Here is a 16,514-nt window from a genome sequence, read left to right as displayed (position 1 = left end):
TATCAGTCTTACGGTCAATAAATCAACTGAAATTCAGGATGAAGCGCAATCGCCCATACCAGATCCTGAATCCCTTCCACACTCGGGTTTGCTCCGACGATCTTCTGCGCAACGGCGGCTTCGCCCGGCAGCGGATTACGTCCCAAAGCTTTCCGATACAGTTCCGTGACCAGCCTACCCGACGACGGATAGGCGGTTTTCCAGCGAAGCGCCCCCTGCTTCAGCGCTTCGTTGAACGTAGTGCCGTTGGTTAGCTCCAGCGCCTGCAGCAGATTGGCCTGCGAAGTACGGCTGGTGCTGACCGTTTCCCGGTTCGGTCGGCCCAGAGCGGTCTGGAAGCGGTCGTTTTTCACCAGCGATGCGCGCGGAAAGGGCATTTCCTTCCGAATTGTTTTGGGCAGCATCTCCACTACAGCCGTGTCGGGGTAAACAGGGTTGAACGCCAGACTCACCGCATCGGCGAATTGCTCCGCTGTGAGCCGACGCCGAACCATCCCCTGAAACACAAAGGTTGGCGCTGTGAGCATATCCGCGTCTTTAATGCCAACGGAGAGCAGTTGATACGTGCGCGAGGTCAGAATGGTAGCCATCAGTTTTTTGATGTCGTAGCCGTTCTGCACAAAGTCATACGCCAGCCAGTCCAGCAGGTCCTGGCTCCAGGGCTGGTTATCCATAACATCCACAGGCTCGATAATCCCCCGCCCCATGAGCTGCGCCCAGATCCGATTCACCAGCGTACGGTACAGCCGCCCGTCTTTGGGCTGCACCAGAAAATCAGCCAGCTCGCGAAGTCGCTTCTCGGTGGATGCATCCACGCTGATTTCACCTAGTTCCTTAAACAGCAGCCGACGCCCGGCCTTAATACCGGTCGGTTTGTCGCAGCGGTTTATTTCCAGCGTCGTGTCGGCGAAAATATTGGCGAAGGCATAAGCGTCGTCCAGTTTCCAGTCGCTGATGAAGCTATCGTGGCAGGATGCACATTTCAGATTCAAACCCAGCAGCACCTGCGATACGTTCTGAGCCGCCTGCATTTCGGTTCGCTGGCTGGAGTTGATCGTGCCGCGCCACTTGATGCCCTTGATAAATCCCTGCGATTCCTTGTTCGGACTAATCAGCTCCCGCACGAACCAGTTGTAGGGCTTATTCTTTTTCAGCGACGCATACAGCCACTTCGTAATGTCGTATCGGCCGCCGGTGATGTAGCCCGTACCGGAATAATCATTCCGAAGGGCATCGTTCCAGAATGTGAGCCAGTGCTGGGCATAGGCTTCGTTCCGGCCAAGCAGATCCTGAACCAGAATCACTCGTTTGTCCTGCCGGGTGTCCGCCTGGAACGCCTGAATTTCTTCGGGTGTGGGCAGCAGACCGATTACGTCCAGATAGACCCTGCGCATATATGTCCGGTCGTCCACTACCTTCTTCCAGCCAAGCTTATTCTGCTGAAAATACTGATGAACAAAGCGGTCGATGGGATTCGTCAACTGGGCGGGGGCCGACGGGATTGCTGGCAAACGGGGTGCCAGGGCGGCTACCCGATAAATGCTTTTTTCGGCACCACTGGGCCAGGGAGCGCCCTGCTGAATCCAGAACGAGAGCAGGGCTACTTCTTTTTCGCTCAGACGCTTGCCCTTCGTCGGCATGGCTTCTTTATGGCTGATCGGCAACGTAATCCGACGCATCAGCTCGCTATCTTCCGGATGGCCCGGTTTCAGGACTACGCCGTTCTTACCACCTTTTAGGACCAGCTCTTTTTTATCGAGTCGCAGCTCGCCTTTCGTCTTGGTAGCGCTGTGGCAGCTATAACAGTTATGCGCCAGTATCGACCGCACTTCCAGATTCAGGTCCTCCACCTGTTTGTCGGTTAGCGGCTGGTTTGTGCTGGCGCTGGCGAACGTAAACTGCGTCTGGCCCGAGGTGGGCGCGGCAAAATCGGTGTCTTTGGGCAATACACTGGTCAGGTAATCTTCGCCGTGGGTGAGCAAGGCACCGTAATGTCCAGCCAGACTCACGCCCGCAACCGCACCGATCAGCAGCCCCCGGTACACCCCCAGGCGCTTCGCGCGAAGCGCCACCACGGCAGCAATCGCCAGGAGCATCGTCGCCAGCCCGGCCCACTGGTGAATGGTCACCGTATCGCCACCGTAGTCTTCCTGATTCACCAGAACCAGCCCCAGGGCGGCTGCCACGACAGAACTAATGGCGCCAATCCAGACCAGAGCAGTAATGCCCGCCCGTAACTCGGTCGATTTGCGAAACCAGCCCACGACTTCCAGCAGGAGAGCAATGCACAGCAAGCTGACCGGAAAATGAACAATCAGGGGATGCAGGCGACCCAGAAACTGCCAGAGCCAGAACGATTCTGCTATAATCACACGCTTTAGAACTTATGCCGGAAATCTGAAATTAACAGCCGCGCCAGGCGTACCTGAAAAAGCTAATAGAATAACCAAATATTATTAGTTTCTACTCACAAACGTTCCCATACCTTCCCAGAATGGCTGCTCCTGGAAGACGTATTTGCCGGATCAATATCAAGATTGGACCGTTCGACCAGGCTGGATTTACGCATAACCCGGCAACGGGCTGCTACGGCAACTATTGATCGTAATGCGGCCCCTCGTTGGTAAAGCAAAAAGAGGTCACATTTTAACTTTTTTCAGAAATTTTACTATTCAACTAAGGTGATTTACGCTAAAAGTTGTCTTTACTGATACAATATAAAATTTATTCAAGAATGTCCTCCTTCTAACCTTACCCTATGCAAGTTCGCCAGCTTATCAATCTTAAGAGCCAGCCCCCTCAAGTTTATGCTGACGTTTCAACGACATCTGGCCAGCTTGCCGATCCTAAAAAAAGCGCCGTAGGTGATGGTAAAGAGCTATTCATCCGACTGGCATTTGACGAAAATCCGCAAAAAGGCTGCGAACTACTGTTCCGGCGCTATCATCAGGCTCTGTGCAGCCATGCAGTCCGGTTTGTTTATTCCAAAGAAACGGCTGAAGATCTGGTCAGTGAAGTGTTCTGTAAGTTCTGGAAAACAAAAGCCTACGAAAACATTACGTCGTCTTATCGTTACTACCTCTTTCGCAGCGTTCGCAACGAAGCCTACAATTATCTGCGGCTGGAATTTCAGGACCTGGACGATATTGACACCACCCCCATTCCGGAGAATGCGGCTGGGCAGCGCCCCGACCAGATTGTTCAATACGAAGAAGTGCTCCACCGGGTCGAAGATTTGGTTGAACTGCTCCCCCCACAATGCCGGAAAGTATTCCTGCTGAGCCGGTTTGAAGGCAAGAAATACCAGGAAATCGCGGCTGAGTTAGGGCTGTCGATTAAAACCGTTGAGGTCCACATCGTTAAAGCGCTGAGCCTGGTTCGAAATGGCCTGAAAGATCACTGGCTCTCAATTATGGCCCTGATCGGATCGGTCCTTCCATACTGATTGAGTTAGCCAACCAGCTGATTTTATGAGGCATGCGCCTTCTTTACTTACCGTACAACCCAGGAAATATGGAATCAGAAGTTAATAAAAAACTGGTGTTTGACTACTTCGCCCGGAAGACCTCTCCGTTGCAGCGCGAACAGATTGGGCAGTGGCTGCGGGAAAAAGCAAACGAAGAGCAATATTACGAGTGGCTCGAAGAGTGGGAAAACAAGCACCCGCAATATCTGGCCCAGATCGATTTGGCCCATGATCGGTACTCGCTCTTTTTGCAGGAGAACCCCCATACGGCGGCTACACCAAACCCAGCCTTAACGCCTTCAGGTCCGTCGAACGGGTTCTTCAGACAATGGCTCGTAGCGGCCTCTCTCCTTCTGGCGCTCTGCAGCTTAAGTACGTATCTGTTTCGGAACCAGATTCGTTTCGTAACCTACGAAACAGGTTTTGGCGAATCGCGTTCGCTGCAACTACCCGATCAGAGTCGCGTTGTGCTGAACGCCAATTCGACCCTGTGCGTGCCCCGCTGGGGCTTTGGCGACCGCACCCGCGAAGTTGTGCTCACCGGCGAAGCTTCATTTGCCGTGACGCATACCCCAACGAACCAGCGGTTTGTGGTTAAGACCAAAAAGAACTTCGAGGTAGTGGTGCTGGGGACCGAATTCACCGTTTTTGCCCGCAAACGTGGCGCCCGGGTTGCCCTGAACAAGGGAAAAGTAGCTCTTCATTATCAGGAAGGCAATACAGTAAAACAGCTGACGATGAAGCCGGGAGAGCTGGCTACGCTGGATCGGACAAATCACGTTGCGGTTAACGCCATCCGCCAGACACCCCTGCCGACGACCGAAGCCGGAAAACGATTTGTGTTTGATGAAACCCCACTGCAGGAAGTTGCCTACATGCTGGAAGACAGCTATGGCCTGCAGGTCGAGATAAAAGACCGGAAGCTGGCCGAGCGGGTACTGATGGGGTCGTTACGAGCCGAAAACGTTGATCAACTGTTACAATCCATTTCCGAATTGCTGGACATTGACGTCATCCGACAGGGGAATCGGGTCCAGCTTAAAAGCCATTAACCTAATAACCCAAACCCTTTCAACTTATGAGACAGTATCCACAAAAAGCCTGCAGGCTGGGGCTTCCCGTCGCGTTATTGCTGCTGGGTTTTCAGCCGGGCTGGTCGCAGTCGGTCATCCTGGCTAAAAACGTACAGCAAACTACCATCCAAACGTATAAGGGGAGCGTTCGCCAGCTTAAAGACGTCCTCAACGAATTGAACAGCCGCTATGGCGTAAACATCCTGTTTGAGCGGCAAACCGTCGAAGGACTTTCCGTGCCAACGGAAGCGCTTAGTCCCCGGGCCACTATTGAAAAAAACCTCGACAAAGTGCTGGGACCGCTGGGACTTCGATATAAAAAAATCAACAACAGTTCGTATCTGGTCATTAGCGACAGGAAGCCCCGTAAAGTTGTTAACGCCGACCTGAAACCGCTGGAATCCGAGCTTTCGGGAAACTCTGGCCTGAAGGAGAGCCTGGCGGAGAAAGCCCCCGACGCAACGCGGGCACTGACAACCGCCGTTGCCGAACGGCTCATTACAGGTACGGTTAAAGGCGAAGCCAGCGAAGCCATGCCGGGCGTCAGCGTTGTTGTTAAAAACACCACCCGCGGCACCACCACCGATGCCAATGGGGCCTATCGCCTGTCGGTGCCTGACGAAGGGGGGGCCTCGCCCATAACGCTGGTTTTTTCGTTCGTTGGCTATCTGAATCAGGAGGTGGTAGTCGGCAATCGTTCAACGGTTGACGTAACGCTGGCTCCCGACCAGAAAACCCTGAACGAAGTTGTGGTGGTCGGGTATGGCGTTCAGAAAAAATCAGACCTGACGGGAGCCGTCGGCACTGTCAAAGCCGAAGCCCTGCAGGAACGACCCGCAGCGTCGCTTAACCAGGGTCTGGCGGGTCGGATTACGGGAGTTAACGTATCGGTCAACTCGGGTCGGCCGGGCGGACGGTCCAACATCCGGATTCGGGGAAACACCTCCGTGAGCGTAGCCAACAACCCACTCTACGTCATTGACGGGGTAATTCTGAACGCTTCCGGCTTAACGAATGGCAGTACGCCCATTGACTACATCAATCCCAACGACATAGCCTCGATTGAAGTCCTGAAAGACGCATCGGCCACGGCGATTTACGGCGCTCGGGGCGCGAACGGTGTTATTTTGGTCACGACGAAACGCGGTAGCCAGACGGGCGGGCGGATTACGTATGATACCGACCTGAGCGTCGGCGTGCTGCCCCGTAAAATTCCCCTGCTGAACTCGAAAGAATTCCTGATGGTCGAGGACATCGCGTATCAGAACGCCCAGAAATATGACCCCGTTGGTTGGGCAGGTGGCAAGTATAAAGACCCCAAAACCAAGCGGACCAATCCGCTGCTGTTTGATGCGAGTGGCAATCCCCTCTACGATACCGACTGGCAGGACGAAGCCTTTCAGAAAGCGTTCACGCAAAACCACCAGCTGGCATTCGCCGGCGGAAATGCCAAAGATAGCTACGGCGTCTATCTGGGCTACCGGAATGAGAATGGTCTGGTTAAAGAATCTTACCTGAAACGATACGCCGGTCGGTTTGTATTCGACAGCCAGATTAAGAACTGGATTAAAGTGGGCGGTACGCTGAGTTATAACGACCAGAAAGAAAACCAGATCGACCCACTCGGCGCGGGCGGCATTATTGCCATGCGGCAGGTACTCGAAGCCCTGCCCATCATTCCCGTAAAGTATCCCGATGGGCGCTGGGGCGGTAATGAAGATTATCCGGGTATGGAAGGGGGCGGCAACCCCATCAACATTCTGAAGGAGCGGTTCTTTTACGTAAAGACGCAGACCATGCTCGGCAACGTATATGCCAATCTGAACCTGACCAAAGATCTTCAGCTACGTACCACCCTGGGCACCAACGTCATCAACCAGGAAATTGATGAATACGCCGGTCGCACACTGAACTACATTTCCCGTAACCAGAACGGCACGGCCAGCATCACCAACGAGCGGCACAACTCCTGGCAGTTTGAAAACTACCTGACCTACAACAAACGGTTTGCCGAGAAGCACTCGTTCACGGGTTTGCTGGGGCTGGCCTGGCAGCACGTTGACCGGTTCACCAGCCGGGCAGCCACGCAGAATTTCCAGGACGATTATTTCCAGTTCAATAACCTGGGCGCGGGCTCCGTACCGCAGGCACCGAGTTCTTCCGCCGTGGGCTATGGCCTGAATTCGTATTTCGGCCGGTTCAATTACGGCCTGAAAGATAAATACCTGCTGACCCTCACCGGGCGGATTGACGGCTCATCGAAATTCGGTTCAGCCAATCGGTATGCGTTCTTCCCCTCGGCCGCGCTGGCCTGGCGGATTATCGACGAAGGCTTCATGAAGAACGTCCCGACGATCTCCAACCTCAAACTGCGCAGCAGCTACGGCGTAACGGGTAACTCCGAAATAACCGCCTACCAGGCCCTGGCGGGTATGGCTAATTACTCGGTGATTTTCGGCGGTTCGCGCGCCATCGGCGTAGGGGTTGGCCGGCTAGCGAACCCGGATCTACGCTGGGAGAAAACCCATCAGGTCGATGTCGGCCTCGAACTGGGCCTCTTCCAGAACCGGTTGTCGCTGGAGCTTGATCTGTACCGTAAACTAACGACCGATATGCTGCTAAGCGCGCCTGTTCCGTATAGCAGTGGCTACGAGACCGTTTCAAAGAACGTTGGCAGCATGGAAAACCGGGGTGTTGAGTTGGGCATCAACAGCGTCAACGTAAACACCGGTGGCTTCTCCTGGAATACCACCTTCAACATTTCGGTCAATCGGAACCGGGTCATTGCGCTGACCGGCGGCTCCGACATCTTCGTGGGCTTTACGGTGGTGCGGGAAAAAGAGCCGGTAGGTTCGTTTTTCGGCTTCGTTCATCAGGGCACCTGGAGCACGGCCGAGGAGTCTGAAGCGGCCAAGTACCTCAAGCGGCCGGGTGACGTAAAATACCAGGATGTCAATAAGGATGGGGTCATTAATGACAAGGACCGCGTGATTATCGGTAAGGGCATTCCCGACGGGTTCGGTACGCTCCTGAACAGCTTCAAGTACAGAAACTTCGATCTGACGGTCGATCTACAGTTTATGTACGGCAATGACGTGCTGTTCAGAAGCCAGCACTCGGCCGAAGACCGGCAGGGTATCGCTAACAGCTTCAAAACCGTGCTGAACGCCTGGACACCCGAAAACCAGAACACACCCATTGCCCAGTTCAGACCCGTATCAGCAGGCTATAACACCAACGAAGATACGCACCGCGTGCAGGACGGATCGTTTGTGCGGGGCCGTAACCTGCTCCTGGCCTATACCTTCCCCGCCGAAGTCATTCAGAAACTCCGTCTGAACCGGTTGCGGGTATATGCCTCGACCCAGAATTTCTTTCTGAAAACAAAATACCAGGGCTATGACCCGGAAGTGTCCACCACCGGCAACGCCTTTGACCAGGGGGTAGCACTCTACGACTACCCAAAGCCCCGGGTGTTCATGGTCGGTCTGAACATTGGTCTTTAATCTTTTCAAAACTGACAGTATGAAAACGGCTATAAAATTTACCAATCAATGGCTACTCGGTGCGATGCTGCTCGTCTGCGGATCGTCCTGCTCAGATTTCCTGGAAGAAACCGACAAATCGAACTTTACCGTTGACAATTACTTTACCCGGCCCGAACACGCCACCAGCGTGGTCAATTCGATTTATGATAACCTGAAAACAACGACGGGTGGGGGCTTCAACGGCGCTCCCTGGATGATGCTGGAATTTGCAACCGGCCTGGCCAACACCGAGTTGGGGCAGGCCCAGAACAGCATTTTCGTTCGCAATCTGGTAAATACGTCGGATAACGAATACGGTCGGGTGTACTGGGTGAGCAGCTACAAGGGCATTGCCAATGCCAACCTGGCGCTGGCGAACATCCCCAATATCACCATGCCCGAAGCCAACAAAAACAAGGCTCTAGGTGAAGCCCGGTTCCTGCGGGCGCATTATTACTACAACCTTGTTCGCATTTTTGGTAAGGTGCCGCTGATCACGACCCCTATTGGCCTGACCTCGGAGAATCTTTACCCGAAGCAGGCCACCGAAGAAGAAATCTACAAACAGATTGTTGAGGACCTGACCCAGGCCGAAACGTCGGGCTTACCCTTCGTCGATCCATCCGGCCGGGTAACGCTGGGTGCCATCAAATCGCTGCTGGCGAGTGTATACCTGACTATGGCCGGCTCCCCCCTGCAGAAAGGCGCGGAGTACTTCAGGAAAGCCGCCGACAAAGCCAGCGAAGTCATCAAGAGTAATCAGTACAGCCTGTTTACTACCTACGATGACCTGCACAGTCCAGCCCGAAAGAACACCGGCGAAAACATCTTCATGGTTCAGTTTGCGGCTAATATCCAGCCGTCGGGCTGGCAAACGTCCATTATTCCCTACAATCAGGGCATATCGGCCTATTCCGATGAAACGGGTGCTATTTTCGCCAACAAAGAGTTTGTCGAATCCTACGAAAAAGGCGACAAACGGGCCGAAGAAAAGCAGTTCTATTACCGCACCTACACGCTGAGCGACAACCGAAGCAAAACCGTTGATCTGGGTGGGTATTATATCTTTAAACATTTCGACACGCAGGCACACCTCACCACCACATCCAGCGACCTGAACTGGCCCCTACTGCGTTACGCGGAAGTGCTGCTGATCTACGCCGAAGCAACCAATGAAGTATCTGGACCGTCGGCTGATGGATACGAAGCGGTCAACAAAATCAGAAAGCGGGCGAATCTGCCCGATCTGGCGGGCCTGACCAAAGAGCAGTTACGGGAAGCGATCTGGCGGGAACGCTGGTATGAACTAAGCTTTGAGAACAAGACCTGGTTCGATATGGTCCGGCTTCGGAAGGCGTTTAACGTATCGACGAAAACGTTTGAGAATTACGTAGGGCATAAGTTCTCCTACGGGCCTGTGCTGAAGGAACGCGAACTACTGTTCCCAATTCCAACCGCCGAAATCCGCAACAACAGCAACTTAAAGCAAAACCCGGGGTATTAACGGATTAGGTGGAGCCCGAAACCGGGCTCCACCTGTTTTCGACTAAGTAAATTCAGGGCAAAAACTGCTTATCTGATTAGCCCCGGCTCCTATTCTCAAACTGCCCTTCATGAAAACCCAACGTCGAGCTTTTCTAAAACAAACCACCGCCTTACTGGCGGCAACCGGCCTGACCGGCTGGACCGAAGCCGTTGCCCGTAGCTTAAATCCCAATGCGGCCGCAGCTGATAAACCTTACGTTGTATTCGTAACGGGCGATCACGAATACAGTGGCGAACTGACCCTGCCGCTAATTGCCGCTGAGCTGGAAAAGAACTATAGCATGCGGACTAAAGTCCTCACAGCCTATCCCGACTACAACGGTGAAAAAGACATTCCCGGTCTGGAAGCCCTGCGCGAGGCCGACCTGGCCGTTTTTTATCTTCGCTGGCGCCAACTCCCCCAAGACCAGCTCAATTTCATTGAAGACTACTTGAAATCGGGCAAGCCGGTAATGGGTTTCCGCACCACGACCCACGCCTTCAATTACCCGGAGGGCGACGAACGCCGACGCTGGAACGCCTTCGGTGAGTTTGCCTTCGGGAGTCCGCCGGGCTGGGGCGGTGCCGCCAAACACACGCACTACGGTCACCAGAGCACCACCGACGTTACAGTTATTCCCGAAGCGGCCAGCCACCCCATCCTGACCGGCGTAGAGCCCAGCTTCCATGCGTCGTCCTGGCTTTACCGCGTGCTGCCTGACTACCCCGCCAAAGGAGCCGTTCCGCTGCTGATGGGCAAAGCCGTTAACCCCGACAAACCGGCCATCGACAACCCCGTTGCCTGGACCTGGCAGAACCAGTGGGGTGGCAAAACTTTTCTGACCACCCTGGGCCACCCCGAAGATTTTCGCCTGGAGCCCTTCCAACGAATGGTGATCAACGCCATTCATTGGGAGCTTGGAAAGCCAGTCCCCAAACGATGGAAAGGAAAAATTGACATTAACGTGCCCTACGGCCACCCCAAAAAATTCTGAGCACATGTCTTCGTTTGTTCGTCAAAAGAAAACCCTGTCGGGCCTGCTCCTAGCGGTTAGCCTGATCATTATTGCGTTCAGTGCGTTTCAGATAAACAGAACCGAACCTCTGGCGATAAAACCAGGCTCTCATATCATTTTGCTTGGCAACAACCTGGGGTCAAGGATGATGAATTACGGCCATTTCGAGACCGAAATGCAGGTCCGTTACCCATCGCATTCGCTATTTATCCGCAACATGTGCGACGGTGGTGATACGCCCGGTTTTCGGCCCCACGCCAGCCGAAACACGCCCTGGGCCTTTCCCGGCGCCGAGAAGTTCCAGACCGAACTGGCGAATAACTCGGGCAGTATTGGTCATTTCGAAACGCCCGACCAGTGGCTAACCCGGCTTAAAACCGACGTAATTGTTGCGTTTTTCGGCTATAACGAATCCTTCCAGGGCCAGAAAGGGCTGGCTAACTTCAAAGCCGAACTGGATGCCTTTGTCAAGCATACGCTGAGCCAGAAATACAATGGCACGACGGCTCCGCAACTGGCTCTGGTATCGCCGATTGCCTTTGAAGACCTGTCGGATAAGTTTGATCTGCCGAATGGCAAACGGGAAAACGAGAATCTGGCGCTGTACGCGAAGGCGATGAAGGAAGTCGCCGATCAGAACAGCCGGAACACAGGAGAGGTCCTTTTTGTCGATGCCTTTACGCCTTCCCAGAACTGGTACGCTGCCAGCCAGGAGCCGCTGACAATTGACGGTTCGCAGCTCAATGATGAGGGCTACAAAAAGCTGGGGACTCTGCTGGCCGACCAGGTGTTTGGCAAACGCCCGGCAAAAGCAGAAGCGAACCGGAAACTGGTTCACGAAGCCGTTCTGGAAAAGAACTGGATGTGGCACAACGATTACAAAATCCCCAACGGAGTGCATGCCTATGGCCGTCGGTACAATCCGTTTGGTCCGGATAACTACCCGGCCGAGATCGAGAAAATCCGGCAGATGACCGCCATTCGGGATACGGCCGTCTGGCTGGCCGCGGCTAAAGGCCAACGTATGGACATTGCAGCCGCCGATAAGCGAACCCGGGTACTACCTACGGTCAAAACCAACTATAACCCCGAGAAGAACGGTAGCCTGAAATACCTTTACGGCGAGGATGCACTGAGTAAGCTGAAAGTACCACCAGGCTATAAAATCGAGCTGTTTGCTTCTGAGCAGGAGTTCCCGGATCTGGCCAAGCCCATGCAGATGTCGTTTGATAACAAGGGGCGGCTCTGGGTAGCAGCCATGCCCAGTTACCCGCACTACAAACCCGGCGACCCCAGGCCCAACGACAAAATCCTGATTTTTGAAGATACCAACGGCGACGGTAAAGCCGACAAACAAACTGTTTTCGCGGATCACCTGCACCTGCCGCTCGGCTTCGAAATCGCCAAAGAAGGGGTGTATATCTCACAGGGCACCAACCTGAAACTGTTCACCGATACCAACGGCGACGACAAGGCCGACAAAAGCGAAATACTGCTGAGTGGCTTTGACGATCACGACACGCACCACAACAGCCACGCCTTTACGGTCGATCCGTCGGGGGCTATCTATTCCGGCGAAGGGGTGTTTCTGCATACTAACGTCGAAACTCCTTACGGTCCGGTTCGGGCAACCAACGGCGGCTTCTATCGGTACGCGCCCCAGCTGAAGAAGCTGGAACGTACCGCCCAGCTTTCCATCCCAAACCCCTGGGGCATTGCCTTTGACGAGTGGGGACAGCCGTTTTTGGCCGAAACGTCCAGCCCGGATGTCCGCTGGATGATGCCGGGTTCAGTCCTGCCTCGTTACGGTGAAGCTACCCATAAATCTGTTCAGTTGATTGAAGATGCGCATCGCGTGCGGCCCACCTCCGGCCTGGAGTTCGTGTCCAGCCGCCACTTCCCGGACGAAATTCAGGGCGATCTGCTCATTAACAACACCATTGGTTTCCTGGGGATGAAAGAACACACCCTGGTTGACGATGGCACCGGCTACAAGAGCCGCCACCGGGCCGATCTGGTCGTGAGTGAGGACCGTAACTTCCGGCCCGTCGATATGGAGTTTGCCCCCGATGGTTCACTGTACGTCATCGACTGGCACAACATCCTGATCGGCCACATGCAGCATAATGCCCGCGACCCCCTGCGCGACCATTCGCACGGCCGGATTTACCGGATTACGTATCCGTCGAGACCGCTGGTTACACCCGCCAAGATCGATGGAGCGAGCATTGAGCAACTGCTCGATAACCTCAAACTACCCGAATACCGAACGCGCTACCGAACGCGTCGGGAATTGCGGGGCCGGGATGCTTCGCAGGTGCTGGCAAAACTAACTACCTGGGTAGCCGGACTGGATAAGAATGACCCCCGCTACGAGCATCACCTACTCGAAGGGCTATGGGTGAGCTGGGGTCTGGACAAAGTTGATCAGAAGCTGCTGCGGCAACTGCTGAAAGCGAAGGATTACCACGCCCGGGCCGCAGCCGTTCAGGTGGTTCGCTACACGGGTCATCAGGTAGCCGATCAGGCCGATTTGCTGATGCAGGCCGCCCGCGACGAAAACAGCCGGGTTCGACTGGCCGCGATTGTGGCAGCCTCCTGGATTGGCAAAGAAAAAGGTCTGCCGGTTCTGGCCGAAGCAAAGAAAAAGCCCCTCGACGACTGGATGGTACATGCCTATGAAGCGGCCGAAGCCCATCTGAACGACCGGAACGTTGCCAGGGAAAAGCCAGTAGTGGCCAGCTCGATGCTGAAAGGTAAAGAAGGCGAATTGCTGGCGATGGGTAAGGAGATTTACGGCCGGGAAGGCTACTGCACGACCTGTCATCAGCCCGATGGGAAGGGGCTCACGGCCTCTGGCTTCCCCCCGCTCACGGGTTCCAACTGGGTAACCGGCAATGAAGAGCGATTAATCAAGCTGGCCTTGAAAGGGCTGCTCGGCCCGATTGAAGTCGCTGGAAAAACCTATCCTGGTCAGGTGCCGATGACCCCGTTCGGCGGTCTGCTGAAAGACGACGAGATAGCCGCTGTGCTGACTTACGTCCGAAATTCATTTGGCAATAAGGCTCCCGCGATTCTGCCGGATCAGGTGAAAAAAGTCAGAGCGGCTACCGAAAAGAAAACCGACTTCTACTCGCCGGATCAGCTGCTCCGCGAACACCCGATGGAAAAATAAGTACAGTCGATTGCTCACGCGCCCGAATTTTTGGCAGGCATTCGGACGCGTAAGCAATCGACTGTACGCTTTAATCATTACCGGCCAAACCGGCCCATTACCTTAACGCATTCGCTGTGAATTCTTCTTTTCCATTCCGCTTCGGAGCCGAAGCTTACACCTGGTTTATGAATAACAACGGTCAGACCCATGCCAATCGCCAGGGGCATATGATCGAGATTACGGCCCAGGCCGGTTTTGCCGGTATCGAGCCAATTTTTAACTGGATGGGGGATTTGCCCGATCCGGAAAGTCTGGGCCGAAAACTCCGGGAACACAATGTCGAGCTGGCCGCCATTGCCCTGGCCCTGGACTGGAACGGAGCCAGCGAAACCGAACAGGAACGGCGCGAAGCCGACCGGTGCATTGCCTTGCTGAAACACTTCCCGGGCGCGCTGCTGTGTACGGTCCAGAAACCAACGGGACGTCATGACCTCGAAACACGTCGGCGAAATCTGGTTAACATTGTCAACCAGGTATCCCGCCGGGCGGTTGATCAGGGCGTACCGTGCAGCTTCCATCCCAACTCACCCCACTCCTCTATAACCCGCACGGAAGAAGATTACCGCGTTATTCTCGAATCGCTCGACGCATCCGTTACCGGATGGACGCCCGATGTCGGCCACCTGATCAACGGCGGCATGGACCCCCTGACCAAGATGAAAGAGTATGCTGAGCTGATCAATCTTGTCCACTTCAAAGACTGGAACGGCGAACCTGAGTTTGCGCTGCTGGGCAATGGCAAGGTAGACTTTGCGGGCATTACCCGGTGGCTGGTTGAACGGCAGTACAACGGCTGGATTATTTGCGAAGACGAAGGCCCCGAAGCCATGGATGACCCGGATGGCGTAACGCTCCACGACGGACGGTGGGTGTATGAAACACTGCTTCCATCGCTGAAATAACCACCTTTTTAACGATTGCTTATGCCCTTTGCACACACCAACGGCATTCAACTGTATTACGAAGAGCGCGGAACAGGTGACCCCTTGTTGCTGATCATGGGTATTACGGCCCCCGGATCAGTCTGGGAAAAGCACGTCGATGACTGGCAACACCACTTTCACTGCATCTTCGGCGACAATCGGGGCGTTGGTCAATCCGATAAGCCCGCAGGTCCTTACACCACCGCCCAGATGGCCGACGATTATGCCGGGTTGATTGATCAGCTTGACCTGTCCGCCGTTCGGGTCGTTGGTGTTTCAATGGGAAGTACCATTGCCCAGCAACTTGCTCTGAGGCATCCCAATAAAGTCCGGTCGCTGGTGCTCATGTGCCCCTGGGCTCGTTGCGACCGCAGGGCAGAGGCTATCTTCCGACACATGGCAACCATCAAAGCCCGGCTGCGGCCCGACGAATTCGCTAACTACATCCAGCTCCTGATCTACGCCAAACCAAGCTGGGATAACGACGTGATGTATGCAGATTTGCTGGCTGGTCGCCAGCTGGCCGCTACCGACCCCAGCCCACAGCCGCTGCATGGCCTCGAAGGGCAGGCCGAAGCCTGTATACATCACAATACGCTGACCGACCTGGGCAGGATTACAGTTCCCAGCCTCGTTATTGGTGGACGGCAGGATCAGTTCACTCCCGTCTGGATGAGCAACGAGGTCGCCGGCGCTATCCCCGGTTGTGAACTTCACCTTTATGAAGAAGCCGGGCACGCCTTCCACTGGGAATGCATTGATGACTTTAACCCACGCGTCCGGAACTGGTTACTGAACCACTAACTCCACTACAAAAGCGCCCTTTACGTACTCGTATATGTCAACTTTTTCGCCCCCCGACTCGCCAATCCGTTCATCGGCCGTACCCATTGGATTTAACCTGTTAGCCTGGTCGGCGCCCATATCCGAAAAAATGCACCCCATTGCCGAGCGGCTTAAAACCATTGGCTACGACGGTATTGAATGTTTTATTGATAACCAGAACGTTGCCGCTTATCGGCAATTTGGTGACCATTTGCAGCAGCTTGGCTTGCAGAGTACAACGGTGATGGTTGTCGGACCCGACGAAAATCCGGCCAGCGAATCGGCTAACGTTCGTGAACAGGCGGTTGCGTATCTAAAAGGCGCTATCGACCGCGCCCACGCGATGGGCGCTACGGTCATCTGTGGCCCGATGCACTCTGCCTTTGCTACGTTCAGCCGACGCGAGCCGCAGGCGGAGGAATACGCCCGTAGTGCGGAGGTTCTGCACGCAGCGGGTGAATATGCTCAGCAGGCTAACATCATTCTGGCGCCCGAAGCGCTCAACCGCTTTGAGTGTTATCTGTGCAACACCATGTCCCAACTGGCGCATCTGATCAGGCTGGTTGACCACCCGAATGTACGGGCCATGTTCGACACGCATCACGCCAACATGGAAGAGAAACGCTTTGCTGACGCCATCCGGACCATTGCGCCGGTCTTGGCCCACGTTCACATCAGCGAGAACGACCGGGGTACGCCCGGCGACGGCCATATTCCCTGGGACGATACGTTCCAGACGCTGGCCGAGGTAGGTTATACGGGCTGGATGACGATTGAAGCCTTCACGCGGAATGACGTTGATTTTGCCAACTCCATCAACGTCTGGCGAGAATATAACGACCCCTGGGACATCGCCGAAAACGGCTATAAATTCATCAAGATGATGCAGGCGAAATACGGCTTAACCAGCTAATTACGTAACGCCGGAAGCCGAAGGCAGCAG

General features: G+C 54.7%; 10 protein-coding genes. 9 read left to right on the top strand and 1 reads right to left on the bottom strand.

Annotation, left to right across the window (positions count from 1 at the left end; translation table 11 throughout):
- Positions 1-14: 14 nt before the first annotated feature.
- Positions 15-2,372: a DUF1549 domain-containing protein gene (locus tag HNV11_RS07690; protein ID WP_240163832.1), complete on the bottom strand. Its 2,358-nt coding sequence runs from the start codon at positions 2,370-2,372 to the stop codon at positions 15-17.
- A gap of 386 nt (positions 2,373-2,758) precedes the next feature.
- On the opposite strand from HNV11_RS07690, the gene HNV11_RS07685 reads away from it, so the two are divergent.
- From HNV11_RS07685 to HNV11_RS07645, 9 genes are all read left to right on the top strand, one after another.
- Complete coding sequence (locus tag HNV11_RS07685) at positions 2,759-3,445, top strand: RNA polymerase sigma-70 factor (protein WP_171739116.1); 687 nt, start codon at positions 2,759-2,761, stop codon at positions 3,443-3,445.
- 68 nt (positions 3,446-3,513) lie between these two features.
- Positions 3,514-4,518, top strand: coding sequence for a FecR family protein (locus tag HNV11_RS07680; RefSeq protein ID WP_171739115.1), 1,005 nt, complete (start codon positions 3,514-3,516; stop codon positions 4,516-4,518).
- Positions 4,519-4,544: 26 nt separating this feature from the next.
- Positions 4,545-8,045, top strand: a complete 3,501-nt coding sequence (locus tag HNV11_RS07675; protein ID WP_171739114.1) for a SusC/RagA family TonB-linked outer membrane protein — start codon at positions 4,545-4,547, stop codon at positions 8,043-8,045.
- A gap of 19 nt (positions 8,046-8,064) precedes the next feature.
- Entirely contained in the window at positions 8,065-9,570 is a 1,506-nt protein-coding gene (locus HNV11_RS07670; protein WP_171739113.1) for a RagB/SusD family nutrient uptake outer membrane protein, read from the top strand.
- A gap of 109 nt (positions 9,571-9,679) precedes the next feature.
- Positions 9,680-10,585, top strand: coding sequence for a ThuA domain-containing protein (locus tag HNV11_RS07665; RefSeq protein ID WP_171739112.1), 906 nt, complete (start codon positions 9,680-9,682; stop codon positions 10,583-10,585).
- A 4-nt stretch (positions 10,586-10,589) separates the two neighbouring features.
- Positions 10,590-13,781, top strand: a complete 3,192-nt coding sequence (locus HNV11_RS07660) for a PVC-type heme-binding CxxCH protein (protein WP_171739111.1) — start codon at positions 10,590-10,592, stop codon at positions 13,779-13,781.
- Positions 13,782-13,948: 167 nt separating this feature from the next.
- The gene (locus HNV11_RS07655) at positions 13,949-14,725 is read left to right on the top strand and encodes a sugar phosphate isomerase/epimerase family protein (RefSeq protein WP_171742098.1); all 777 of its coding nucleotides are present in this window, start codon (positions 13,949-13,951) and stop codon (positions 14,723-14,725) included.
- Between the two features lie 21 nt (positions 14,726-14,746).
- Positions 14,747-15,550, top strand: a complete 804-nt coding sequence (locus HNV11_RS07650) for an alpha/beta fold hydrolase (protein ID WP_171739110.1) — start codon at positions 14,747-14,749, stop codon at positions 15,548-15,550.
- Between the two features lie 34 nt (positions 15,551-15,584).
- Positions 15,585-16,484, top strand: coding sequence for a sugar phosphate isomerase/epimerase family protein (locus HNV11_RS07645; protein ID WP_171739109.1), 900 nt, complete (start codon positions 15,585-15,587; stop codon positions 16,482-16,484).
- The last annotated feature ends 30 nt before the right edge of the window (positions 16,485-16,514 follow it).

It is taken from the genome of Spirosoma taeanense (assembly GCF_013127955.1).
Taxonomy (GTDB): Bacteria; Bacteroidota; Bacteroidia; order Cytophagales; family Spirosomataceae; genus Spirosoma; species Spirosoma taeanense.
Note: the sequence above shows the minus strand (reverse complement) of the source record. Positions and strands in the feature narration are given on the sequence as shown.

Excerpts from the sequence above, each read along its gene's own strand:
- HNV11_RS07665 (WP_171739112.1), top strand. The coding sequence starts at position 9,680 with ATGAAAACCCAACGTCGAGCTTTTCTAAAACAAACCACCGCCTTACTG.
- HNV11_RS07660 (WP_171739111.1), top strand. The coding sequence starts at position 10,590 with ATGTCTTCGTTTGTTCGTCAAAAGAAAACCCTGTCGGGCCTGCTCCTA.
- HNV11_RS07670 (WP_171739113.1), top strand. The coding sequence starts at position 8,065 with ATGAAAACGGCTATAAAATTTACCAATCAATGGCTACTCGGTGCGATG.
- HNV11_RS07685 (WP_171739116.1), top strand. The coding sequence starts at position 2,759 with ATGCAAGTTCGCCAGCTTATCAATCTTAAGAGCCAGCCCCCTCAAGTT.
- HNV11_RS07655 (WP_171742098.1), top strand. The coding sequence starts at position 13,949 with ATGAATAACAACGGTCAGACCCATGCCAATCGCCAGGGGCATATGATC.
- HNV11_RS07675 (WP_171739114.1), top strand. The coding sequence starts at position 4,545 with ATGAGACAGTATCCACAAAAAGCCTGCAGGCTGGGGCTTCCCGTCGCG.
- HNV11_RS07645 (WP_171739109.1), top strand. The coding sequence starts at position 15,585 with ATGTCAACTTTTTCGCCCCCCGACTCGCCAATCCGTTCATCGGCCGTA.
- HNV11_RS07680 (WP_171739115.1), top strand. The coding sequence starts at position 3,514 with ATGGAATCAGAAGTTAATAAAAAACTGGTGTTTGACTACTTCGCCCGG.
- HNV11_RS07650 (WP_171739110.1), top strand. The coding sequence starts at position 14,747 with ATGCCCTTTGCACACACCAACGGCATTCAACTGTATTACGAAGAGCGC.